Consider the following 23,622-nt stretch of genomic DNA (forward strand, 5'->3'; position numbering starts at 1 on the left):
TATAATCTTTAATATGAAATTATTAATATTTTGTATCTAAAATTTTATTATTATTAATTTATAATATTATAATTAAGTATAATTTAAAAAAATTATTTAATTTATTATGGTGATTAATATGAAAATACTTGATTTAAATAAACCAGTTGCAGAATTAATAAAAGAATATCCAGAAGTTAAAGATATTATGATTGAATTAGGTTTTAAAGCTATTTCACAAAATTTAGAATCAATGGGGCAAATTGTAACCATACCTAAAGGTTCAAAAATTAAAAATATTCCTTTAGATAAAATTATTAAAAAATTTGAAGATGAAGGTTTTGAAGTTATTAATAATGAAAAATCTGATATTAATAAACAAAAAGCAAATAATCCATCTGAACGTGTTGAATTATTAAAAAGTTATATAAAAAGATTATCTAATGGTGAACCTTTAGAAAATATTCAAGAAGAGTTTAAAGATAATTTTAGACATGTTTCTGCTAAAGAAATAGCAAAAGCAGAACAAACTCTTATTGGAGAAGGTTTTGATTTAAATGAGGTACAACGTTTATGTGATGTTCATGCAGCTTTATTCCATGATATGACTGATGCTGAAAGAATGGAAATGTTAGAAACAGAAATGGAACTTGGTAAACAAGAAGCAAATTCTATGCTTGGTGAAGATGAAGATAGTGAAGGTGCAAGTAAAGCAGCAGAATATATGAAAATTAAAGGTCATCCAATTAATGTTCTAGTTTTAGAAAATAATAAGATTAATTTACTTGTTAATGAAATTGAAGAAGATTTAAATAATGGAAAATCTGCTTTAAATATTAGAAAAAAATTGAAAATCCTTAAAAATATTACAAAACATTATGGTAAAAAAGATGAGTTAATATTTCCATTATTAAAAGATGAATATAATTTCCCTGGACCTTCTGATGTAATGTGGGGAGTTGAAGATGAAATTCTTGATACTTTATCTGGGATTATACATGAAACTGAAGGTAAAGAAGAGGATATTAAAAAATTACTAAAACGTATTAAAGAAATGGTATATAAAGAAGAAAATATTTTATTCCCATTATGTGCTGAATATTTTAAGAAAGAAGAATGGATTGAAATAGCACGTGATTTTGATGTTTATGGTCCTTGTTTAATTGATGAAATTCCTAAATGGGATGAAGTAAGTGAAAATATTAAATATACAACTGTTAATGATGATAAAATAAATTTACCTGGTGGTGTAATTAGTTTAAAACAATTACGTGCTGTATTAAATCTCCTTCCAGTTGAAATAACTATAATTGATGAAAATGATATTAATCGTTTCTTTGATGAAGGTGAAAAATTATTTGAAAGACCTCATATTGCTCTTAATAGGAAAGTTTATGCATGCCATCCTAAAAAAGTTGAACCAGTTGTACGTGGTTTAATTGAAGATTTTAAATCTGGAAAAAGAGATAGTATGTATGTTCTTGGATCTAAAAAACATCAAAAAGTATTAATTAATTACTATGCTTTACGTGATGAAGAAGATAATTATCTAGGTACAATGGAAGCAGTTTTACCATTAGAAAAAATTATTGATACATTAAATAATGATAATAAAGATTCAATTAAACATTAAATATTACACTCATATATTTGGTGTATAATATAAATTTATTATATTATTTTATTTATTAATTTTATAAAATATTCGTGATATTATGGAATTTATAGATATTGGATTAAATTTAATGCATAAATCATATGATAAAGATCGTAAGGATGTCATGATTAATGCAAATAAAGTTGGTGTTTCAAAAGCAATTATTACTGGATCAGATATTAATTCAAGTATTTTAGCTTCTGATTATGCTTTAAAATATCCAGGAATTTTATATTCTACTGCAGGAGTTCATCCACATGATGCTAAAACATGTGATGAAAATACTATTCCTACATTAAAAAAACTTGCAAAAAATGATTCAGTTGTTGCTATAGGTGAATGTGGGCTTGATTATAATCGTAATTATTCTCCACAAAACATACAAAGAAAATGGTTTAAAAAACAGTTAGAACTTGCTGAAGAGTTAGATATGCCTGTATTTTTACATGATAGAGAATCATATTCTGATTTTTCAAAGATTTTAAGAGAATTTCCAAATGTTGCTAAAAAATCTGTAGTTCATTGTTTTACAGGAGATAAATATGAGGTTGAAGATTATTTATCTCTTGGGTGTTTTATTGGCGTAACTGGTTGGATATGTGATGAAAGACGTGGTGATGAGTTAAGAGAAGCAGTAAAACATATACCGCCTAATAAATTAATGATTGAAACAGATGGTCCTTTTTTAATTCCACGTGATTTAAAACCTAAACCTAAAAAACATAGAAATGAACCTAAATATTTACCACATATTCTTAATAGAATTGCTAAAGAAATGAATTTAGATTCTAATGATCTTGGAATTCAAGTATATGAAAATACTAGAAAATTCTTTAATATTTAATTATTTTATTTATTTTTTTAATTAAGTTAAATTATTTTATTTAAAGTTTAGTTTATTAATTTTTATCTTTATTTTTTATTTATTTTTAGGATTTTTTAATTAAGTTAAATTATTTTATTTAAAGTTTACTTTATTAATTTTTATCTTTTTTTAAAGTATATTTTAAAATTTTTATATTTTTTTATCATTTTTTCATGTTAATGTTTAATTAAATGTGATATTATTAGTTATATGTTTTATTATTTTATCATATTTTAATCATCTTATTAATTATATTTAGCTTATTTTTCTCATTGTTTCATTTTTTTAAATTATATTATAATTATTTTAAATTATACTTAAATTTTATATACTTATTTAATATAATATTTATATAAAACAATTTTTATTTAATTATTTTAAAAATAACTTTTCTTTATTCTTTGGAAATATTTAAATAGTTATTAGTTTATATTAATATATATCAATTATACTTAATTTTTAATTAAGTTAATTTGATTTTCATAAAAAATTAAGGAGAGATTTAATAATGCATATTATGGAAGGATTCCTTCCACCATTATGGTGTCTTATATGGTATATTATTATGATACCTATTGTTGGTTATGGAATTTATCAAATTAAAAATATTACAGAGAAATATCCAGAAACAAAAGCATTACTTGCAGTATCTGGTGCATTTATGTTTGTTTTATCTTCATTAAAAATGCCTTCTGTAACTGGTAGTTGTTCTCATCCATGTGGTAATGGTTTAGGTGTAGCTTTATTTGGACCAGCTATTACTGGTGTACTTGCAACTATTGTATTAATCTTCCAAGCTTTACTTTTAGCTCATGGTGGAATTACTACTTTAGGTGCAAATTGTGTATCTATGGGTATTGTAGGACCTCTTGTAGGTTGGTTAATTTATAAAGCTTGTCTTAAAGCTAATGTTAATACAAAAGTTTCAATTTTTTTAACTGCATTTATTGCAGATATTATGACTTACTTTGTTACTTCTGTTGAACTTGCATGTGCTTTCCCTGTACCTAATTTTGGATTAGCATTTGCTAAATTCTTTATAGTATTTATGCCTACTCAAATACCATTAGGTATTGCTGAAGGTTTACTTACTGTCATTATATGGAATGGTTTACTTGCATATAAACCTGAACTTTTAGAAAAATTACATGTTATTAATCCTAAAGATATTCCAACTGGTGATGACTAATGAAACATGAAAATTGGATTTTATTAATTTTAGTAATTATTCTTTTAGTTGCTCCATTTGTAATTTATAGTGGTTTAGGTGAAGACCAAGGATACTTTGGAGGATCTGATGATAAAGGTTCTGATGCAGTAAGTGAAACAGGTTATCAACCATGGTTTAATTCACTTTGGACTCCTCCATCTGGAGAAATTGAAAGTTTATTATTTGCAGTACAAGCAGCAATTGGTGCTATAATCATTGGTTATGCATTTGGTTATTGGAGAGCTTCTGCTTCTATTAAAAAACAAGAACAAAAAGATAAAATTAATGGAAATTAATTTTTTCATTTTTTTATCTTTAAATTTTTAAAATACATTGTTAAAATTTTATTTATGGTAATTTAGGTGAATATATGGAATTTGATATTGATTATATTGCTCATACTAATCGAATTAGTGATGAAAATCCTTATGTTAAAGTTTTGATTTCATTTTTCTTTTTGTTTTCAGCTTTAATTTTAAGTAATAATTATTACTCTTTTGCTGTAATTGTTATTTCATCAATTTTAATATTAGCTGTTGCACGCGTTTCACTTAAAGATTATTTGAAATTCTTAGCAATACCTTTTAGTTTCACATTCCTTACTTGTATATTTTTATTATTCTTTTTCCCACAAGGAGCATATATTTGGGATAGTGGTTACTGGGGTATTGGTATTACAACATATTCTTATTACATATCTGTACTTACATTCTTTAGAGTATTTGCTTGTTTTGCTTCTTTAGGCTTTTTAGCTTTAACAACTCCAATTACTGATGTAATGCATGTATTAAGATCTATTCATGTTCCTAAAATATTCTGTGAAATTTCAGTATTAATGTATAATGCAATATTTATTTTTATTGAAAGAACAGAAACTATGAGAAATGCTCAAAAATCTCGTTTAGGTTATTTAACAACTTCTATGACAGCATTTAAATCATTTGGAACAATGTTTTCTAACTTATTTATTACTTCATTAGAAAAAAGTGATACTTTACAAAGATCTCTTGATTCTAGATGTTATACTGGTGAGTTACCAGTTTATAAACCAGATAGAAAGAAAAGTTCTTATCCAAAATTAGTTGTTTCTTAATTTTTTCTTAATTTTATTAAAGTAATCTTTAAGTATTACTAATATATAAATAAAATTGTATATTGTATTACTATCTAATTTTTTTGTTTAATCAAAAAATTGGATTTTTTATAAATTGTAAGTAATACTTAATATTTAAATAAAACTAAAAAAAGTAATACTTTTATGTTTTTTCACATTTAGTTAAAGCCCATAATTGGTTTTTTTTATTGAGTTAGGTAATACTCTTTTATAAGTGTTTTTTAAAAAAGTATTAAAATGGAATTTTTAAATTTATTTAATTATACTCAAATTTTATAATTTGAGTTTTTTTTATTGAGTTAGGTAATACTCTTTTATAAGTGTTTTTTAAAAAAGTATTACTTAATTAAATATTAAAATAGAAAAATATGTCTTTATATAATGGATTTGAGAAGTATTTTAATTTAAATTAAATAATATTTCTTAATTTTTAAAATTTTTATTAAAGAGAAAAGGTAATATGAAATTTGAAGAATTTATGAATTTTCTTGCTGGATTAAAAATGACAGTTATTGCAGGTATATTTTTATTAATTGCAATAATTTTAATGATACTTCATATTAATGTTCCTATATGGTTAGATCCATCTTGGATTGTAATTTTTATTAGTGGTGTTCCATTAGTATATCTTGCATTAATTAGATTAATTAAAGAGAAATGGGTTTCATCTGCACTTCTTATTACAATTGCTATGGTAGCATCTTTACTTATTGGACAAATATTTGCTGCAGGGGAAGTTGCATGGATTATGGCTTTAGGTGCATTATTAGAAGATTGGACAGTTGAAAGAGCTAAAAAAGGTCTTAAAAGTTTAATTGATTTAACTCCACAAAAGGCAAGAATAATATCTGAAGATAATAAAGAAAATATTGTTTTAGTTGATGAAGTTAAATTAGGTGATAAATTAAGGATACTTCCCGGGGAACATATACCTATAGATGGAGAGATTATAGAAGGTAATTCTTCAATAGATCAATCAATTATAACTGGTGAATCTTTACCAGTTGATAAAGAAATTGGAGATGAAGTTTATTGTGGTACTGTAAATCTTTATGGTGCTATTGATATTAGAGCAACAAGTCTTAGTAAAAATTCTTCACTTCAAAAATTAATTAATCTTGTAAAAGAAGCGGATAATAAACAAGCACCTACACAAAGAATTGCTGATAAATGGGCTACTTGGTTAGTTCCTGTTGCATTATTTATAGCTATTGCTGCATGGTTAATTACTGGTAATATTGAAAGAGGTGTAACTGTTCTTGTTGTATTTTGTCCATGTGCATTAATTTTAGCTACTCCTACTGCTATTATGGCAGCAATTGGTCAAGCTACAAAACATGGTGTTTTAATTAAATCTGGTGAAGCACTTGAAACATTAGGTGGACTTAATACAATTGCATTTGATAAAACAGGAACTTTAACATATGGAAATCTTGTTGTTTCTGATGTTATTTCATTAGATAATAATTTAACAAGTGAAGATATTCTTTTAATGACAGGTTCTGCTGAAAAAAGGAGTGAACATCCTCTTGCTAAAGCTATTGTTGAAAATATTGAAATTAAATCAATTGATATAGAAAATCCTAAAAATTTTAAAATGTATCCTGGAAAAGGAGTATCTTGTAATAACTCTTATGGAAATGTTTATTGTGGTAATATTAAATTTATTAAAGAAATGGATATAAGTATTAGTAATGATTTAATAAATAAATTAGATAATTTACAAAAACAAGGTAAAGCATCAATAATAATAGCATTAAATAAGAAGACTGTTGGAATTATTGGTCTTTCTGATTTAATACGTGAAGATTCAAAGGATATGATAAAATCATTACATGATTTAGATACAGAAACTATTTTATTAACTGGAGATAATAAAAATACTGCAGAGTACTTTGGATCTAAAGTTAATATAGAAAATATTAAAGCAGATTTATTACCTGAAGATAAATTAAAAATCATTGAAGATATTAAAAAATCAGGTAAAAAAGTTTGTATGATTGGTGATGGTGTAAATGATGCACCTGCATTGAAAACAGCTGATGTAAGTATTGCAATGGGTTCTATTGGTAGTGATATTGCAATTGATTCTGCAGATATTGCACTTCTTGGTGATGATATTCAAAAAATTCCTTATCTTAAACGTTTATCAAATTCTACATTATTCACTATTAAATTTAATATAAGTCTTTCAATGTGTATTAATGCAGTTGCAATTATAATGTCAGTTTTAGGATGGTTAAATCCTGTAACTGGTGCAATTGTTCATAATGCTGGTAGTTGTCTTGTAGTATTAAATGCTGCATTATTATATGATAGACATTTTGATGATGAGATTACAAATGAAGATTCATCTAATATTAAAAGAATTGAAAATATATCTTTAAATGATAGTGAAAAAATTATTGGTGATAATTTAGAACATACTCATATGCATTTACATAAATATGGTGAACCTACACATTTACATGAAGGAGTTAAAATCTTAAATGAGGTTAAAACTCCTAATGGAATAAAACATTCTCATAAGCATATTCATCATACTAAATTCCGTCATAACTGTGATATTTATCATAATTCAAATTAAAGATATTTTAAGATTGTTTATATACTTTAAATTTAAGATATAAATCATCTTAAAATTATAATTTTTTAATTAATAATTGAAATTTTACTAAAGTTAAATTTAGTATTTTTTAAATTTATCTTAATATTTATAAATAATAAAGAATAAATTTAATAGTAATTATTGTGGAGGAATTAATATTTTAGAAGTTAAAAATCTTAGTTATAAATATCCTGATGGAACTCTTGCTTTAAATAATATTAATTTTAATGTTAAAAAAGGAGAGATGGTTTCTCTTTTAGGTAAAAATGGTGCAGGGAAATCAACATTATTTTTACATTTTAATGGTATTTATGAACCAAGTAAAGGAGAAGTTTTAATTGATGGTGAACCTATAGATTACTCTAAAAAAGGATTAATGAAAGTAAGACAAAAAGTAGGTATTGTTTTTCAAAATCCTGATGATCAATTATTTGCTCCAACTGTTGAAGAAGATGTAGCTTTTGGACCATTAAATTTAGGTTATTCTCAAGAGGAAACTCAAGAAATTGTGACTAGGTGTCTTAAAAAAGTAGGGATGTCTGGATTTGAAAGAAAAGCACCACACCATTTAAGTGGAGGTCAAAAGAAAAGAGTAGCTATTGCAGGTATACTAGCTATGAGTCCTGAATTAATGGTACTTGATGAACCTACATCTGGTCTTGATCCTAAAGGAGCATCTAATATTCTTCAATTATTATATGAATTAAATAATGAAGGTATGACTATTATAATTTCTACACATGATGTAGATTTAGTTCCAGTATATTCAAATAAGATATTTATTATTAGTAATGGTGCTATTCTTAAATCAGGAACACCTCAGGAAGTATTTTCTGATGTTGATTTAGTTAGAAAAGCTAATTTAAGACTTCCTAGAATGGCACATTTAGCTGAAATATTAGAAAAAGAAGATTCAATAAATTTTAATGGAGATTATCCATTAACAATTGCAGAAGCAAGAGAAAAATTAGTTGAATTATTATTAAATAAACAATAATTTTTATTTTAATTTTTTATTGTAAATATTTGATTAATATTTTTTATTAAAATCATTAAATTTAGAATATATTTAATTTTATATTTTAGAAAATTTAATTCTTGAATAAAGTATTTTTTAAGAGAGTATATTGATTTTTATTTTTTAATTTGTTTATGTCTTAATTATTTTATTTTTATTATTAATTTTTATTTTTTAGTTTTGTTGATATTTATGAATTCTGACTTTAAGTTAATATATGAAACATTATCACATGATAAAATATATGTTAATTCTGATTTTCTTTTTGTAGAATTTCCATATGAAAAAAATGGAGTATCTATATCTTATTTAAATGGAGGATATAGAAAAAATCTTAAATCTGTTTTTAATATGCATCTATCAACTGAAGTAATTAATAAAATAGACATGAAAACAATTGATAAATTTCTTTCAGATTCTGTAAATAATATTGGTCTTGATAATAAGAAAACATCTGGTTTACTTACACATGCAGATATGAAAAACACATCTATAATAACAAAATCTTATAAAAAAGTTTCTGTTACTGCAATTACTACTGCAGGTACAAAAGTTAATGCAGTAAGAGCAGGTGATTCTGCTTCTTATTATGAAGAAAATCATGAGTATTATTTATTTAAAAAAGAGAATACTCATGAAAAAATTGGAACTATTAATACAATTATTCTTATTAATTCTAAATTAAATGAAAATTCTTTATTAAATGCAATGGTTACTGCTACTGAAGCAAAAGCAGCAGCTTTACAAGAATTATTAATACCTTCTCAATATTCTAATGAAATCGCAACTGGTACTGGTACTGATGGACTTATTATAATATCTGATAAAAAATCTGATAATTTAATTGAAAATACAGGTAAACATTCAAAATTAGGAGAATTAATTGGAAAAGCAGTAAAAGAATCTATTAAGGAAGCAAATCTTAAACAAGTATGGATTAGTCCAAGCTCACAATCAACGGTATTAAATAGATTATATAGATTTAAATTAGATATTAATGATTTTTATAAAGATTTTACAATAAAAGAAATGGAAAATTTTATTTTAAATTTAATTAAAGCTAATCATAATCCAAAAATGGTTGCTATAACATCATTAATTGTTCATCTTATTGATGAAGTAAGATATGATTTATTAAATAAAAAAACAGCATATAATATGTCAATTTTAATTATTAATAAATTATTTACAGATAAAGACTCTTCTGAAGTTAAAGAATTACTTAAATATTGGATTAATTATTATCTAAAATAATTTTATAAATATTTTTATAATATAATTATTTTTAGGAGTTTTAATTTTAGGTTTCTAATAATTTTTAGGGTTTTTTTTAATTTTTAGATTGGTTTTTTTTGTGGTTTTAAAGATTTTAGAAGTTTTAATTTTTGATTAATTTTTATTTAATTTAAATTTAAACTTATATAAATAAGTTAAAATTTTAAATAAATCTTTAATAAATTTATATTATTAAAGTATTGAATATTTTAATTTATATCAATTTTTAAATGTTTTAATGAATTTTATTTAATTTTTCTATAATTTTATATAAAAAGAACAATAAAATTTAATTATTATATAATAATTAATTAGAGGTTAATTATGAAAAAAATAGGAATATGTGATACTACATTTGCAAGATTTGATATGGGTGGAGCAGCAGAAGATGAGCTTAAAAAATATATTAGTGATACTAAAATTATTAGAGTAACTGTTCCTGGTATTAAAGATCTTCCTGTTGCTAGTAAAAAACTTATTGAAGAAGAAGGCTGTGATATTGTAATGGCTTTAGGTATGCCAGGACCTCAGAAAAAAGATAAAATGTGTTCTCATGAAGCATCTACTGGATTAATTAGAGCACAATTAATGACTAATACTCATATTATTGAAGTATTTGTTCATGAAGATGAAGTTGATACTGATAAAGAACTTAAAGTATTAGCAGACAATAGAGCAAGACAACATGCTCAAAATGTTTATAAAATGTTGTTTAATCCAAAACAAATGAGAAAAGAAGCAGGTCAAGGTAAACGTGAAGGATTTGATGATGCAGGTCCTGTATAATTTATTAAATTTCTATTAAATTTTATTTTTTAATTTATTATTATTTTAAATAAATATTTTGTTTATCTTGTTTATTTAGTGGTATTATTTTTTAGAAATATAATTGTAGGGTATTATTTAATTAAGTATAAAATGAATTTATTATTAAAAATTATTAGGTAAAAATATGTTAGATACAGAAGGTGTATATTTAGTAGTTCCTGCATATAATGAAGAAAAACATGTTGAAACAGTTCTACGTGATATTTCTAAATTAGGTTATCATATTATATTAGTAAATGATGGATCAAAAGATAATACTTTAGAAATTGCACGTAGTGTTCAAAAAGATTATCCTAATCAAATTTATATTGTATCTCATATTATAAATCGTGGATTAGGTGCTGCTCTTAAAACAGGTATGACTGATGCATTAAAACATAATGCTAAATATATAATTACATTTGATGCTGATGGTCAACATGCATTTGAAGATATTCCAAAGGTTTTAAAACCATTACAAGATAAAAAAGTTGATGCAGTTATTGGCTCTCGTATATTTGAAGATATGCCTACTACAAAGCGTTTTGCAAATAATGTAATGAATATCCTTACCCATATTTTTTATGGTATTAAAGTTAAAGATTCACAATCTGGCCTTAGAGCATTTTCATCAGAAGCTGCTAAAAAAATTGATGTTGTTTCAGCAGGTTATGGTGTATCTTCAGAGTTTATTAAAGAAATTAAGAATAATCAGATAAGTTTTGATGAGGTTCCTATTACTACAATTTATACTGATGAAACACAACATAAGGGAACTAATGCTATTGTTGGTATAAAAATTATGTTTAAGATGATTGGTGATTTATTTAGATGATTTGTCTTAATATGTGCTTATTTGGTGATTTATTTAGATGATTGGTTTGTCTTAATATGTGTGTTTATGTGGTGTTTTTAGATTATTTGTCTTAATATGTGGTGATTTATTAAATAATTATCTTAAATTGGATAAAACAGAGGATTATTATGGAAATATTATTATATCAAGATTTGGTTTTTATTATTGCTATTATTGCTGTTATATTATTAGCTTCTAGATATAAGAATAAAAAAGTTACTTTATCTACTTTTGTAGTTAGTATTATTATTCTACTTATTATTGTAGCAATTGGTATATATCCTGATGCAACAACAAATATTGCAAGAATTATTGGTTTTAAAAGAGGTTTGGATTTAATATTTGTTATTTCAATTGCATTGTTAGGATATCTTTTAATTAAAATTAATCTTAAATTAGATAGTTTAAATCATGAGATTGATAAGGTTGTTAGAAAAATAGCAATCGATAATGAAGAAAATCAAAATAATAATGATGACTAATTTTTTTTAACTTTTTTTATTTTATTGTAACTATTTATTAATATAAACTCTAAATATATATTATAATTTAATATATTTTTATTGTAAATAAAGAAATTAATTTTATAAATTAAATTTATATAATATAAAATATTATTATATTAAATGTTTCTTTAATTATTTATTTTTTAAATATCAATTTTTGTGTGATTAAATGTTATATTTTAGAGGATGTACTGCAAGAGAAAGAGATTCTGATATTGAAGAATCTACAAGGTATATTTTAGATAAAGCTGGTGTTGATTATCATACTCTTGATAATGAGGAATGTTGTGGATCTGTACTTTTAAGAAGTGGTTTTGAAGAGGATGCTCTTGAATTAATGAAAAAAAATCTTGAAGATTTAAAAGATGAAGATTTAATTTTAACTTCTTGTGCAGGTTGTTATAAAACTTTATGTGAAGATTATAAAAATCTTTTAAATGCTGATTTAAATGTAATTCATATATCTCAATTTATTAAAGAATTGATTGATGAAGGTAAAATTGAAGTAAATGATAATTTTTCTAATTTAAATGTAACTTATCATGATCCTTGTCATTTAGGTAGAGCTTTAAAAGTATTTGATGAACCAAGATATGTTATTAAAAAATATGCTAATCTTGTTGAAATGGAAAATAATCGTGAAAATTCATTATGCTGTGGGTCTGGTGGTGGTGTAAAATCAGCATTTCCAGAAATTTCAAATGATATTGCTAAAAATAGAATTCAACAAGCGAAAGATACAGATTCTAATGTTTTAATTAGTTCTTGTCCATTTTGTAAATTAAATCTTAATTCAAATTCTGATGATGACATGAAAGTTTTAGATTTATCTGAATTTGTTGCAAAGGCATTAAAACATGAAAATATTTAAAATTTACTTAAACAACTTATAAGGTGGATAATATGGATGAACGAGAAATTAAACAAATGAAAAATTCATTTAAAATGTTAAAATCTAGATCTGATGAAATAATTAATAATCCTAGAACAAAAAAACTTCAAAAAAGAGTTCAAGATATTCGTAAAGAAGCTATTAAAAATAATGAAAAGCTTATTGATGAAGTTAAAGATAGTTTTAAAAGAAATGACATTGAATATTATTTTGCTGCTGATGGTGATGAAGCAATAAATTTAATGCTAAAATTAATTAATGAATATGATTCTGAAAACAAATTAGTAATTAAATCTAAATCTAATACAATGGGAGAAATTGATGGAAGACATAAACTTGAAGATAATGGAGTTAAAGTTGTAGAAACTGATTTAGGAGATAGACTATTACAACTTAAGAAACATGATAATAGACCATCACATAATACTGCTCCTGCAGCACATTTAAGTATTGATGAAATTACTGAAATTGTAAACAATGCTCTTGGTACTAATGTTCCACCAGTTCATCAAACTATTCTTGAAACTTGTCGTTCAAATGTATTAAAATATGTTAATGAGGCAAAAGTTGGTATTACTGGAGCTAATGCAATTGCAGCTGAAGATGGAGCATTTGCTATTGTTCATAATGAGTATAATGTTGCATATGCTTCAAGTAGAAATCTCCATATTGTTCTTGCAGGTATTGATAAATTAGTTCCTACTATTGAAGATTGCGTTTCAATATGTAAACTTGAGGCAGTTTATGGAACTGGTACTCCAATATCCTCTTATATTAATATTATTGCAGGACCATCAAAAACAGCAGATATTGAGAAAAAACTTTTAAAACCAATGTATGGTGCAGAAAGAGTCGTTGTTATATTTTTAGACAATGGAAGAAGTAAATCTCGTGATGAATGTTTATGGTGTATTAATTGTGGTAATTGTGTAGTATCTTGTCCAGTTTATAATTCTGTAGGTAATGATTTTGGATTCAATTATTATCTTGGTGGACGAGGTATTGCAATGAGTAGATACCTTAATGAAAATGAGGTAAAGGATGATGATAAATTATATATGTGTACTTTATGTGGTATGTGTACCTTAAATTGTCCAGTTGCTACTCCAACTAATAAAATCATGGAAGATCTTAGATCTAAAACTGATTATCATATGAAACCACATAAACATATTAGGGATAATATTGAAAATAATGGTTCACCATATGATTAAATTTTTAAATTTATCTATTTGACTTTGTTGAAATCCTTAGAATAAACTTTCTTAAAATAGATTTTTAAGATTTGGCTTTGTTGAAATCATTAGTATAAACTTTCTTAAAATAGATTTTTAAGATTTAACTTTGTTGAAATTCTTAAAATTTTTAAAATAAACTTTCTTAAAAATTGATTTTCAAGTATTAACTAAGTTTAAAATTTTTATAATAAATGGTTTTCAACAGATTAATATTTTAATTAATGAAATATTTTAAATATTTAATTAATATTTTATATTATTTTTTTATAAAATCAATTTTAAGCATTTTTTTTAAGTGTTTAATTGATTTTAATTTAATAATTTTATTTAATTTTTTAGTTTATATTTTAAATTTTAAATAAACTATTTATATTAAATAAAATATATTATTAAGTCATGTATAAATTTATTATTTAAAATTAGTTTTACATATTATATTTTTTTAAATTAAATTATTTGTTTATAAATTTTTAAATATTAGATTATTTCTACATTTTATTAAATTAGTTTAAAATTTATTTATTTTTATATTACTAATACAAAAGATTTATATCTGTATATTAATATATTTTTAATTAATAAATGATAATAAAAATATTTTATTAGTTTTTAATATTATATTAATTATTTAGTCGGTATTTAATGAGTGTATTATAAGTATATTTTTAATAAATAATTATTCTATTTTAAAATATTTTATAATCAATAGTAAATAATAATACTTGGAGGATAATATATTGCTTTTATTAATAAGTCCAATTAATCATGAAGAAGCTGTAGAAGCTATTGAAGGTGGAGCAGATATTGTAGATGTAAAAAATCCTAAAGAAGGTTCCCTTGGAGCAAATTTCCCTTGGGTTATTAAAGATATTAGGAGTATAACTCCTTCTGATAAATTAGTATCTGCAACTATTGGGGATGTTCCATATAAACCAGGTACTGTTTCTCTTGCTAGTTTAGGTGCACTTGTATCTGGTGCAGATTATATTAAAGTAGGTTTATATGGTACTCAAAATTATGAACAAGCTGTAGAAGTTATGAAAAATGTTGTAAAAACTGTTAAAGATGAATCTCCTGACACTATTGTTGTTGCAGCAGGTTATGCAGATGCTGATAGGGTTGGAGCAGTTTCACCTTGGGATATTCCTAAAGTAGCTCGTGATTCTGGTGCAGATTTAGCTATGTTAGATACTGCAGTTAAAGATGGAAAAACTTTATTTGATTTCATGACTATGGAAGATCTTGAAAAATGGGTTGCTGAAGCTCAAGAATATGATTTAAAAACAGCTCTTGCAGGTTCAGTTAAAAAAGAACAATTAAAACCTTTAAATGACTTAAATTGTGATGTAGTTGGTATCCGTGGAGCAGCATGTGTTGATGGAGATAGAAATACTGGTCACATTGATAGAACTGCAGTTAAAGGATTAAAAGATTTAGTTGATTCATTTAATTAAATTATTTTAATTTTTTATTTATTTTTAATATTTTTTGTTTTTATTTTATTAAATTTTATATTACTTTATTTTAAAACTTTATTTTATTATTGTTTTTTGTATTTTTTTCTTTCTTATATTTTAAAAAATATTCATAATTTGATTTATTATATTTTATTTCTTATTTTAAGATATTAAATTAATTTATATTAATTTTTATTAAAAAAACAATAAGTTTATATTAAATAAAAGACATATCATTTATAATTATATTAAACATAATATTTTTTTATTATATATTTTTTATATCTTTATAAAAAGTTATTTTATTTAATATTCTAATGTATATAATTTATTTAAGTATATTTTATTTTTAATAGCTTTTTATAAATCTTACAATTAAATTTATTATTTATTCGGTGAAAAATAATGTTTTCAGAAAAAATTCAAAATGCAAAAAGAGGATACACATATGACGACTTTCTTCTAATGCCTAATGCATCTCCTGTAGAGGCTAAACAAGTAGACACTAGTGTTAAATTAAGTGATAAAATAAAACTTAATATTCCTATTATGAGTGCAGCTATGGATAATGTAACTGAATCTGAACTTGCAATTGCTCTTGCACAAGAAGGTGGAATTGGTGTTATTCATAGAAACAAAACATTAGAACAAGAAGTTGAAGAAGTTAAAAAAGTAAAAATGGCTGAAGACATTACTATTCGTGATGTAGTTACTATTACTCCTGATTCAACAGTTCATGAAGTTCAAAAACTTATGGATGATCAATCAATTAGTGGACTTCCAGTTATGGATGGAGATACCATTATTGGTATTATTAGTCGTAGGGATGTAAATCCATTAATGAAATCAGGTACTGATAGAAAAGTAAGTGAAGTCATGACTTCAGACGTTGTTACTATTGATGAAAATACTTCTGCTGAAGAAGCTTTAGATATTGCATATGAAAATAAAGTTGAAAGGCTTCCTGTTTTAAGTGAGGGTAAACTTGTAGGTATTGTAACTATTCGTGATATTCTTAATCATAAAAAATATCCTGATGCTGCAAGAGATAAAGATGGAAACTTATTAGTAGCTGCTGCTGCAGGACCATTTGATCTTGAAAGAGCTATGGCTTTAGATGAAGCAGGTGCAGATATTGTTTCTATTGATTGTGCTCATGCTCATAATTTAAATGTAGTTAAATTTGTTAAAACTATGAAAGAAAATATAGATGCAGAATTATGTGTAGGTAATATTGCTACTGCTGAAGCTGCTGAAGATTTAATTTCACAAGGTGCAGATGCACTTAAAGTAGGTATTGGTCCTGGTTCTATTTGTACTACTAGGATTGTAGCTGGAGTAGGTGTACCTCAACTTACTGCTGTTTCAGATGTTGCTGATGTTGCTAAAGATTATGGAATTCCTGTTATTGCTGATGGTGGATTAAGATATTCTGGTGATATTGCTAAAGCTATTGGTGCAGGTGCAGATTGTGTAATGCTTGGTAAATTACTTGCAGGAACTTATGAATCTCCTGGAGAACTCACTGTAATGAATGGTAAAAAATACAAATCTTACCGTGGAATGGGTTCAATGGGTGCTATGACTGGCGGTTTCGGTGGAGGAGCTGACAGGTATTTCCAAGAAGTTAAAGGAAATATGAAACACACAAAATTAGTTCCTGAAGGAGTCGAAGGTGTAGTTCCTTATAAAGGTACTGTATCTGATGTTATTTTCCAATTAGTTGGTGGTTTAAAAGCATCTATGGGTTATTGTGGTGCTAAAGATATTCCTACTATGAAAAAAGTTGCAAGATTTGTAAGAATTACTCAAAGTGGTATTAAAGAATCACATCCACATGACCTTATAATTACTAATGAAAGTCCTAATTATCCAAATCTTGAATAATTTACTTTCCTTACTTTTTTTATATTATTTCTATTTTAACTTTTTATTTTTGTAGTTTTTATTAGTTTTTTTCTTTATTTTTATTTTTAAGATTTTTTAAGGTTTTTTTAAGATTATTTTTCTTGTTTTTAGTGTCTTTTTATTTTTAAGGCTTTTTTAAGTATTTTTTTTATTTTGGTTTATTTTTGTTAGTTTTTTTTATTGGTTTTTTGTTTTTAAGGTCTTCTTTTTTGTTTTTAAGATTATTTTTAGTTTTTTCAAATATTAATTTAAAAATATTTAATAAACTTTTTTAAATAATTTTTTTATAATAATTAATATATTTAATTAAACAAATAGTATAGTAATTATTTAAAATGGGTATTAAAATGAAGTCTTGTATATTATTATGTGGTGGAAGAAGTAAAAGAATGGGTAAAGATAAAGGATCTATGAGGATTCATAAAAAACCAATGATAATACATATACTTGAATCATTAAATAATGAAATTGATGAACTTATAATTGTTTTAAATAGTGAAAAACGTATTAAACAGTATAAGCGATTAATTAGACAGAAAGATTATAATTATAAAATATATTTTACAATTGATGAAATACCTGATAAAGGACCACTTGTAGGTATTATGACTGGATTAAAACATATTCACTCAGATTATGCTCTTGTACTTCCTTGTGATTCACCATATATTGAAACTGACTTTGTATATACTATGTTTGATACTCTTGAAATTTTAACTGAAACAAAGGATGAAGAAATTAATGCTGTTGTTCCATATCATTTAGGACCAATAGATGCAGAAACAATTAAAAAAGCAGAACCATTACATTCTATATATAATAAAAATTTTATTCCAATAATAGAAGAGTATATAAAAAGAGATATTTTAAGAGTAAGGGTAATAATGAGGAATCATAAATGTTATTATATTCCTATTGATAATCATTTAATTAATGAAATTAACTTTAGAAATTATAATAGACCTACAGATATTGATGATTAATATTTAATTATTAATTTTTAAATTTACTATAAAAATTGTTTTTAATTATTAATTTAAATTTTTTAAGTTTAACATATCTTAATTTGAGAATTTATTATTAAAAATTTTATAATGAAAAAATAGAATTATACTAAGTTTAATCATGAAAAATTAAAAATCAAAACTTAAAATTTTAATAAAAAAGATATAAATCTATAAATTTTAATTTTAAAAACTTAAAACAATTTAAAAAGAATTTAAGACTTGAAAATTTAATGAAAGAATAAAAATATTTTTAAAGTAAAAAATATATAGTATATTATAGTAAATGTATTGGAGTTAAAACTATGAAATGTAATAGTTGTATTTTTAGAAAAATTATAAAAAATGGTAATAAAACACAACAAATTTGTGGATATACTGGAATTCAAATTGATCCTGTTTATTCTTGTGAAAACTGGCAATTAAAACCACGTCATAAATCTAGATTACAAAAAAACACAAGAAAAACTTTCAGAGACTATTAAATAAGTAATTTTTAAATTACTTATATATTTTTTTAAACTTTTTTTAACTAAAAATTTATAAATTTTTAATAATATTTTTTTTATCATATTGGAGATATTATAATGATAGTTATTGCTATAACAGGTGCAAGTGGTGTTACTTTAGGATATCGATTATTATGTGTTTTAAAAAATTTAAATATTGAAACAGGTTTATTAATTAGTGATGCTGCTAAAACAATAATTGATTATGAATTAAACGAGCCTGTAGAAAATATTATTAAATTAGCAGATAATTATTATGAAACTGATGATCTTACTGCTAGTATAAATAGTGGTTCATTTAAATTTGATTCATTAGTTATTATACCATGTTCTATGAAAACTTTATCTGCAATTGCAAATGGATATGCAGGAAACACAATTACTAGAGCTGCAGATGTTGCATTTAAAGAAAGACGTAAAGTTATTATAGTTCCTCGTGAAACACCACTTAGAACAGTTCATTTAGAAAACATGACTAAATTATCAAAAGAAGGTGCAATTATATTACCTCCAAATCCAGGATTTTACTCTAATCCTAAAACTGCAGATGATATTATAAATTTTATAGTTGGTAAGGTTTTAGATTCCCTTGGAATTGATAATAATTTATATAAAAGATGGGAATAAATTTATAATATTTAATAAGATTCAATTGTAATTAAGAAGGGAAAGATAATGTTTGAAGATTCAGATTTTATTAAAAACTGTGAAGTTCCAGGTCCAACAAAAGAAGTAATAAGAGCATTACTTGTTTATGAAGCAGATATTAAAAAAAGTGATGTAGTTGTTGATATTGGTTGTGGAACTGGTGGATTAACTGTTGAATTTGCATCAAGAGCAAAACAAGTTTATTCAATTGATAAAAATCCTAATGCAATAGAAGTTACAAAAGCAAATTTAAATAAATTATTAAAAACTGAAGAAAATGTAAGTTTAATTAATGATGATGCAGTAAATGCTCTTGAGAATATTGATAATATAGATATTGCAATAATTGGAGGAAGTGGAAAAGAACTTTATCCAATACTAGATTTAGTTGATGAAAAATTAAATTCAAAAGGAAGAATATTTATTACTGCAATACTTTTAGATACTAAAGTTGAAGCAATTGATAAATTAAAAGAATTAGGTTATAATCCAAAAATTATGGAAATTAATGTTTCTAAAGGAAGAGTTTTAGATCGTGGAACTCTTATGAAAGCTGAAAATCCAATAAGCATTATCTCAGCACATAAACATTAATTATTTAAAATTATATTTTTTAATTTTTTAAAAACTATTTTTTTTAATTAAGTAAATTATATTTTAAACTTAAATGTCTTTAATAGACATTAATTTAAATAATTTTAAGACTTATTTTTTATAATTTTAAGATTATAATCAATTTTTATAATAACTTTTGTTGATCAAAGTGTGTTGCAGTAGGTATTTTATCTGTAAACTCTGGAAGATTAATATAATTTTCAATTTCAACTTTTTTTAGTTCCTCTTTGTTTTCTTTAGGAGCATATAATGCAATATCTGGATAATTAAATCTTGCTTTATTTAATGCTTGAACAATTGAAGATACTTCATTTAAATGGTATAAATCATCACCAATTGCAATTTGTGTTTTCATTTCATCAAATTTAGGATATTCTGGTAAATCTATAAATATGTAATTTTTATCTATATTATAATCCTCAGCAATTTCTCTTTCTGCTTTTCTTAAATCTCTTTCTTTAATTTTGAATATATCATTAGGTTTTTGAAATCTGCTTAATTTAATGGTTTTAATTCTTTTAAATAATTGTCTATTTTCTAATCTTTGTATTATATCTTTAGTAAATTCATTTTCACTATTTTTACATTTCCAAATCATTTCACTATCATCATAAATACTAAGTTTTTTAGGATCTATTTTACTGGTTTCAATAAATTTATTTAATGCTCTTCTAAACATTGCATTTATTATTCTTGTTGTATGATGTTGATATACACTTGGATACATAAAGTATCGTGCTACAAGCATTGACTCTGCAGCTTGAACACCTTTTATATCTAATACTAAATATTTTTCTAATTTTAAATTTGTAATTATTCTATCTACATCAATTACACCATAAGCTACACCAGTATAATGTGAATCACGTATTAAATAATCCATTCTATCTACATCTAGTTCACCAGATATAATAGGTCCAAGTTTACCTTTACCATTAATGATATCTACGATTTTATCAAGATTATAATTTTCACTAAGTTTAGTTGATATTGATGTATTTTTAATAACGAATGCTGTAAGTTCTTCATGTTTTACATCCATTACTGATTCAGAAACATGAGAAAATGGACCATGACCTATATCATGTAACATTCCTGAAAGTCTTACAAGTTGTATTTCATCATCTGTTAAATTAAGTTCTTCTCCAAGTAATGAAGCTAAATACATTGTACCTATACAATGTTCAAATCGTGAATGATTTGCTCCTGGATAAATTAATGATGTGAAACCTAATTGTTTTATACGTCTAAGTCTTTGAAATTGTGGATAATCCATAATTTCCTTTTCAAGCTCAGTTATTGGAAGATCTCCATGAATACTGTCTCTAATAAATTTACTATATTTTAACATTAAAACCACATTGAAAATTTTATAAAAATTTTATTGGAATATTTTTTAAGATTAATGACTTTAACTTTGAAATTACAATTTAGTTTTTAGTTTATTTTCTTTTATTTCTAATTCCAATATTTTATTTAAATTTTTATTTTATCTTTTCAAATAAAATTAAAATTAATTTTTTAATATTTAATTAATTAAAATTTTAATTATAAATCACATTTATTTTTTAATTTAAATCATTAAATTGACTTATTGATTTTTAGTTTATATATGTTAATAAATAAATATTTCTAATTTTTGATTATTTTTAATATAATTTGGATATTTTTTTTTAAAATTAAATTTTAATAATGTTTATCTAAAATTTTCATTTTTAACAATATCTTCAATGATTATTAAATTATCATTTATTACTTTATTTATTTTAGTGATTTTAATTATTATTCAATCTTTAATTTTCAAAAATAGTTTTTAGTTTTTGGTATTTTGGTTTTAGGATTAGTTTTTTTTATTTTTATTTTTTCTTATTTTTTCTTATTTTGGTTTTAGGATTAGTTTTTTTTATTTTTATTTTTTCTTATTTTTTCTTATTTTGGTCTTAGGATTAGTTTTTTAGTTTTTAAAAAGAGTTTATTTTTCATGTTTTTCTTGAAATTTAATGATTTTTTTTAAAATAAATTCCTAATTTGATTTTTAAGTTTAAGTGTTATTTATAAAAAATAGATTTTAACAAATATTTTAAAAAATAGTTTTTTTAAGATTTTTTATTAAAATATTAAAATGTAGAATATTTATTCTACAAATCTTGTATCTGCTTTTTTATTTTTAGCATTATTATATTTAGTTTCAAACCAACCAATTTTAAGGTCTTCAATAGTATCTTCATATAGTTGAGGTACATATGGTTTAATATCTAATAAAGGAGTTCCACTTACAACATCAATATTAGATATATATAATATATTGTCTTTTATGGAATCTAATTTAACAGTTGATAAACCAATATTATTTGGTCTTTTAGGTGATCTAGTAGCGAATACACCATGTGGTTTATTATCTAAAAATGGTTTGACTGTTAATGCATTACCATTGGTTAAATGTAGATAATATATGATATTTAAATGAGAAAATCCTTCAATATCTTTAAGTCCTTCAACATATTTTTCTTTTAAGTGAATTTCACCTTTTACACCTTTTGCTCCAGTTGGTTGTATTGGCATTCCTTCTGGTTTTTTAAATGGTGTAATAATTGTTCCTATTGTTTCTAATTCTATTTTATTCATAATATAACATTGTTTTATTGCTTTATATATTTTACTAATCATTTTTTTATTAATCCTATCGAAATGCACTATTTTTTGAAATCAATAAATATTTTAGTATCTTGTAAAAAACGATATATTTATATGTTATAAAGTACAAATTTATAATATAAATGTTTATTTATATTTAATAAAATTTTTAAATGATTTTTTATTAAATAAAGATTATTAAAGTAATAAATATTTATGTATAATTGTCGTTTTTGAATTTTCATATCGATAATTTTTTATTATAAAATTTTATAAATATTTATTATTTTTTAATAAAATTATTTTCAAAAGGAGTGTTTATTATGGAAATTAGTGCAAGAAATGGTTTAAAAGGTAAAGTTGAAAAAGTTACTTTAGGTACTGTTATGGCAAATGTTCATATTAAAGTTGAAGAGCCTGGTGTTATTACTGCAGCTATTACTCGTGAATCTGCTGAGAAATTAGGTCTTAAAGAAGGTGACGATGTATCTGCTATAATTAAAGCTACTGAAGTTATTGTTGGTAAAGAATTATAAATTTTAGTAATTTCTTTCTAAATTACTTTTCTAATAGGGCTGTAATTATTTAAAATTTATTCTTTATATTTAATTACAGTCTTTTTTTAGAAAATATCTTGTTTTGTTTTTTATATTAATATTTTCATTTTTTTAAATAATTAAATTGATTTTAAGATTTCTTTGTTGAAATTTACTAATTTTAAAATAAATTTTCTTAGATTTAATTTTGAATCTTAAATTTTGTTTAAATTTTTAGAAATTATAGTGTTTTCTTAGATTTAATTTTGAATCTTAAATTTTGTTT

The 23,622-nt window shown here is 23.4% G+C and carries 22 protein-coding genes; 20 read left to right on the plus strand and 2 right to left on the minus strand.

The window, feature by feature from the left end; genetic code table 11:
• Positions 1–118 precede the first annotated feature (118 nt).
• The 19 genes from T523_RS03040 to cbiT all read left to right on the plus strand — a co-directional run bounded on the left by T523_RS03040 (position 119) and on the right by cbiT (position 20,145).
• Complete coding sequence (locus T523_RS03040) at positions 119–1,612, plus strand: DUF438 domain-containing protein (protein ID WP_052334621.1); 1,494 nt, start codon at positions 119–121, stop codon at positions 1,610–1,612.
• 79 nt (positions 1,613–1,691) lie between these two features.
• Complete coding sequence (locus T523_RS03045) at positions 1,692–2,480, plus strand: TatD family hydrolase (RefSeq protein WP_156929587.1); 789 nt, start codon at positions 1,692–1,694, stop codon at positions 2,478–2,480.
• Positions 2,481–3,009: 529 nt separating this feature from the next.
• The gene (locus T523_RS03050; RefSeq protein ID WP_042707452.1) at positions 3,010–3,690 is read left to right on the plus strand and encodes an energy-coupling factor ABC transporter permease; all 681 of its coding nucleotides are present in this window, start codon (positions 3,010–3,012) and stop codon (positions 3,688–3,690) included.
• A complete protein-coding gene (locus tag T523_RS03055; protein ID WP_042707453.1) occupies positions 3,690–4,007 on the plus strand; it encodes an energy-coupling factor ABC transporter substrate-binding protein in 318 nt (105 codons plus the stop codon). The genes T523_RS03050 and T523_RS03055 overlap by 1 nt, the downstream gene beginning before the upstream one ends.
• A 74-nt stretch (positions 4,008–4,081) precedes the next feature.
• On the plus strand, positions 4,082–4,804 hold the full coding sequence (gene cbiQ / locus T523_RS03060) for a cobalt ECF transporter T component CbiQ (RefSeq protein WP_042707454.1): 723 nt from the start codon (positions 4,082–4,084) through the stop codon (positions 4,802–4,804).
• 481 nt (positions 4,805–5,285) lie between these two features.
• The gene (locus tag T523_RS03065) at positions 5,286–7,412 is read left to right on the plus strand and encodes a heavy metal translocating P-type ATPase (protein WP_042707455.1); all 2,127 of its coding nucleotides are present in this window, start codon (positions 5,286–5,288) and stop codon (positions 7,410–7,412) included.
• A gap of 178 nt (positions 7,413–7,590) precedes the next feature.
• A complete protein-coding gene (locus T523_RS03070) occupies positions 7,591–8,430 on the plus strand; it encodes an ATP-binding cassette domain-containing protein (RefSeq protein WP_198016021.1) in 840 nt (279 codons plus the stop codon).
• Positions 8,431–8,643: 213 nt separating this feature from the next.
• On the plus strand, positions 8,644–9,705 hold the full coding sequence (locus tag T523_RS03075; protein ID WP_042707457.1) for an adenosylcobinamide amidohydrolase: 1,062 nt from the start codon (positions 8,644–8,646) through the stop codon (positions 9,703–9,705).
• A 345-nt stretch (positions 9,706–10,050) separates the two neighbouring features.
• Positions 10,051–10,512 (plus strand): riboflavin synthase, encoded by a 462-nt coding sequence (gene ribC, locus T523_RS03080; RefSeq protein WP_042707458.1) that lies wholly within the window; start codon positions 10,051–10,053, stop codon positions 10,510–10,512.
• A 166-nt stretch (positions 10,513–10,678) separates the two neighbouring features.
• A complete protein-coding gene (locus tag T523_RS03085) occupies positions 10,679–11,368 on the plus strand; it encodes a glycosyltransferase family 2 protein (protein WP_042707459.1) in 690 nt (229 codons plus the stop codon).
• Between the two features lie 149 nt (positions 11,369–11,517).
• Positions 11,518–11,871 carry a DUF2304 family protein gene (locus T523_RS03090; protein WP_042707460.1) on the plus strand — a complete coding sequence of 118 codons (354 nt, stop codon included), beginning with the start codon at positions 11,518–11,520 and terminating at the stop codon, positions 11,869–11,871.
• Positions 11,872–12,064: 193 nt separating this feature from the next.
• Positions 12,065–12,766, plus strand: coding sequence for a (Fe-S)-binding protein (locus T523_RS03095; RefSeq protein ID WP_042707461.1), 702 nt, complete (start codon positions 12,065–12,067; stop codon positions 12,764–12,766).
• A gap of 32 nt (positions 12,767–12,798) precedes the next feature.
• On the plus strand, positions 12,799–14,001 hold the full coding sequence (locus T523_RS03100) for an LUD domain-containing protein (RefSeq protein ID WP_042707462.1): 1,203 nt from the start codon (positions 12,799–12,801) through the stop codon (positions 13,999–14,001).
• Positions 14,002–14,762: 761 nt separating this feature from the next.
• Positions 14,763–15,479 carry a (5-formylfuran-3-yl)methyl phosphate synthase gene (locus T523_RS03105; RefSeq protein WP_042707463.1) on the plus strand — a complete coding sequence of 239 codons (717 nt, stop codon included), beginning with the start codon at positions 14,763–14,765 and terminating at the stop codon, positions 15,477–15,479.
• 408 nt (positions 15,480–15,887) lie between these two features.
• Positions 15,888–17,369, plus strand: a complete 1,482-nt coding sequence (gene guaB / locus T523_RS03110; RefSeq protein ID WP_042707464.1) for an IMP dehydrogenase — start codon at positions 15,888–15,890, stop codon at positions 17,367–17,369.
• Positions 17,370–17,737: 368 nt separating this feature from the next.
• Positions 17,738–18,373 carry a molybdenum cofactor guanylyltransferase gene (locus tag T523_RS03115; RefSeq protein WP_084486404.1) on the plus strand — a complete coding sequence of 212 codons (636 nt, stop codon included), beginning with the start codon at positions 17,738–17,740 and terminating at the stop codon, positions 18,371–18,373.
• Positions 18,374–18,699: 326 nt separating this feature from the next.
• On the plus strand, positions 18,700–18,879 hold the full coding sequence (locus T523_RS03120; protein WP_042707466.1) for a hypothetical protein: 180 nt from the start codon (positions 18,700–18,702) through the stop codon (positions 18,877–18,879).
• Between the two features lie 102 nt (positions 18,880–18,981).
• Positions 18,982–19,530: a UbiX family flavin prenyltransferase gene (locus T523_RS03125; RefSeq protein WP_042707467.1), complete on the plus strand. Its 549-nt coding sequence runs from the start codon at positions 18,982–18,984 to the stop codon at positions 19,528–19,530.
• 48 nt (positions 19,531–19,578) lie between these two features.
• A complete protein-coding gene (gene cbiT / locus T523_RS03130) occupies positions 19,579–20,145 on the plus strand; it encodes a precorrin-6Y C5,15-methyltransferase (decarboxylating) subunit CbiT (RefSeq protein ID WP_042707468.1) in 567 nt (188 codons plus the stop codon).
• Between the two features lie 145 nt (positions 20,146–20,290).
• On the opposite strand, the gene T523_RS03135 is transcribed toward cbiT, so the two are convergent.
• Entirely contained in the window at positions 20,291–21,517 is a 1,227-nt protein-coding gene (locus tag T523_RS03135; protein ID WP_042707469.1) for an HD domain-containing protein, read from the minus strand.
• 782 nt (positions 21,518–22,299) lie between these two features.
• Positions 22,300–22,791, minus strand: a complete 492-nt coding sequence (gene tsaA, locus T523_RS03140; RefSeq protein ID WP_042707474.1) for a tRNA (N6-threonylcarbamoyladenosine(37)-N6)-methyltransferase TrmO — start codon at positions 22,789–22,791, stop codon at positions 22,300–22,302.
• Between the two features lie 332 nt (positions 22,792–23,123).
• Between tsaA and T523_RS03145 the strand changes: the two genes are divergently transcribed.
• Positions 23,124–23,336, plus strand: coding sequence for a TOBE domain-containing protein (locus T523_RS03145; protein WP_042707470.1), 213 nt, complete (start codon positions 23,124–23,126; stop codon positions 23,334–23,336).
• Positions 23,337–23,622: the final 286 nt, after the last annotated feature.

Source organism: Methanobrevibacter wolinii SH, assembly GCF_000621965.1.
Lineage (GTDB): Archaea > Methanobacteriota > Methanobacteria > Methanobacteriales > Methanobacteriaceae > Methanarmilla > Methanarmilla wolinii.

Excerpts from the sequence above, each read along its gene's own strand:
- T523_RS03040 (WP_052334621.1), top strand. The coding sequence starts at position 119 with ATGAAAATACTTGATTTAAATAAACCAGTTGCAGAATTAATAAAAGAA.
- T523_RS03050 (WP_042707452.1), top strand. The coding sequence starts at position 3,010 with ATGCATATTATGGAAGGATTCCTTCCACCATTATGGTGTCTTATATGG.
- T523_RS03055 (WP_042707453.1), top strand. The coding sequence starts at position 3,690 with ATGAAACATGAAAATTGGATTTTATTAATTTTAGTAATTATTCTTTTA.
- cbiQ (WP_042707454.1), top strand. The coding sequence starts at position 4,082 with ATGGAATTTGATATTGATTATATTGCTCATACTAATCGAATTAGTGAT.
- T523_RS03065 (WP_042707455.1), top strand. The coding sequence starts at position 5,286 with ATGAAATTTGAAGAATTTATGAATTTTCTTGCTGGATTAAAAATGACA.
- T523_RS03075 (WP_042707457.1), top strand. The coding sequence starts at position 8,644 with ATGAATTCTGACTTTAAGTTAATATATGAAACATTATCACATGATAAA.
- ribC (WP_042707458.1), top strand. The coding sequence starts at position 10,051 with ATGAAAAAAATAGGAATATGTGATACTACATTTGCAAGATTTGATATG.
- T523_RS03085 (WP_042707459.1), top strand. The coding sequence starts at position 10,679 with ATGTTAGATACAGAAGGTGTATATTTAGTAGTTCCTGCATATAATGAA.
- T523_RS03090 (WP_042707460.1), top strand. The coding sequence starts at position 11,518 with ATGGAAATATTATTATATCAAGATTTGGTTTTTATTATTGCTATTATT.
- T523_RS03095 (WP_042707461.1), top strand. The coding sequence starts at position 12,065 with ATGTTATATTTTAGAGGATGTACTGCAAGAGAAAGAGATTCTGATATT.
- T523_RS03100 (WP_042707462.1), top strand. The coding sequence starts at position 12,799 with ATGGATGAACGAGAAATTAAACAAATGAAAAATTCATTTAAAATGTTA.
- guaB (WP_042707464.1), top strand. The coding sequence starts at position 15,888 with ATGTTTTCAGAAAAAATTCAAAATGCAAAAAGAGGATACACATATGAC.
- T523_RS03115 (WP_084486404.1), top strand. The coding sequence starts at position 17,738 with ATGAAGTCTTGTATATTATTATGTGGTGGAAGAAGTAAAAGAATGGGT.
- T523_RS03120 (WP_042707466.1), top strand. The coding sequence starts at position 18,700 with ATGAAATGTAATAGTTGTATTTTTAGAAAAATTATAAAAAATGGTAAT.
- T523_RS03125 (WP_042707467.1), top strand. The coding sequence starts at position 18,982 with ATGATAGTTATTGCTATAACAGGTGCAAGTGGTGTTACTTTAGGATAT.
- cbiT (WP_042707468.1), top strand. The coding sequence starts at position 19,579 with ATGTTTGAAGATTCAGATTTTATTAAAAACTGTGAAGTTCCAGGTCCA.
- T523_RS03135 (WP_042707469.1), bottom strand. The coding sequence starts at position 21,517 with ATGTTAAAATATAGTAAATTTATTAGAGACAGTATTCATGGAGATCTT.
- tsaA (WP_042707474.1), bottom strand. The coding sequence starts at position 22,791 with ATGAATAAAATAGAATTAGAAACAATAGGAACAATTATTACACCATTT.
- T523_RS03145 (WP_042707470.1), top strand. The coding sequence starts at position 23,124 with ATGGAAATTAGTGCAAGAAATGGTTTAAAAGGTAAAGTTGAAAAAGTT.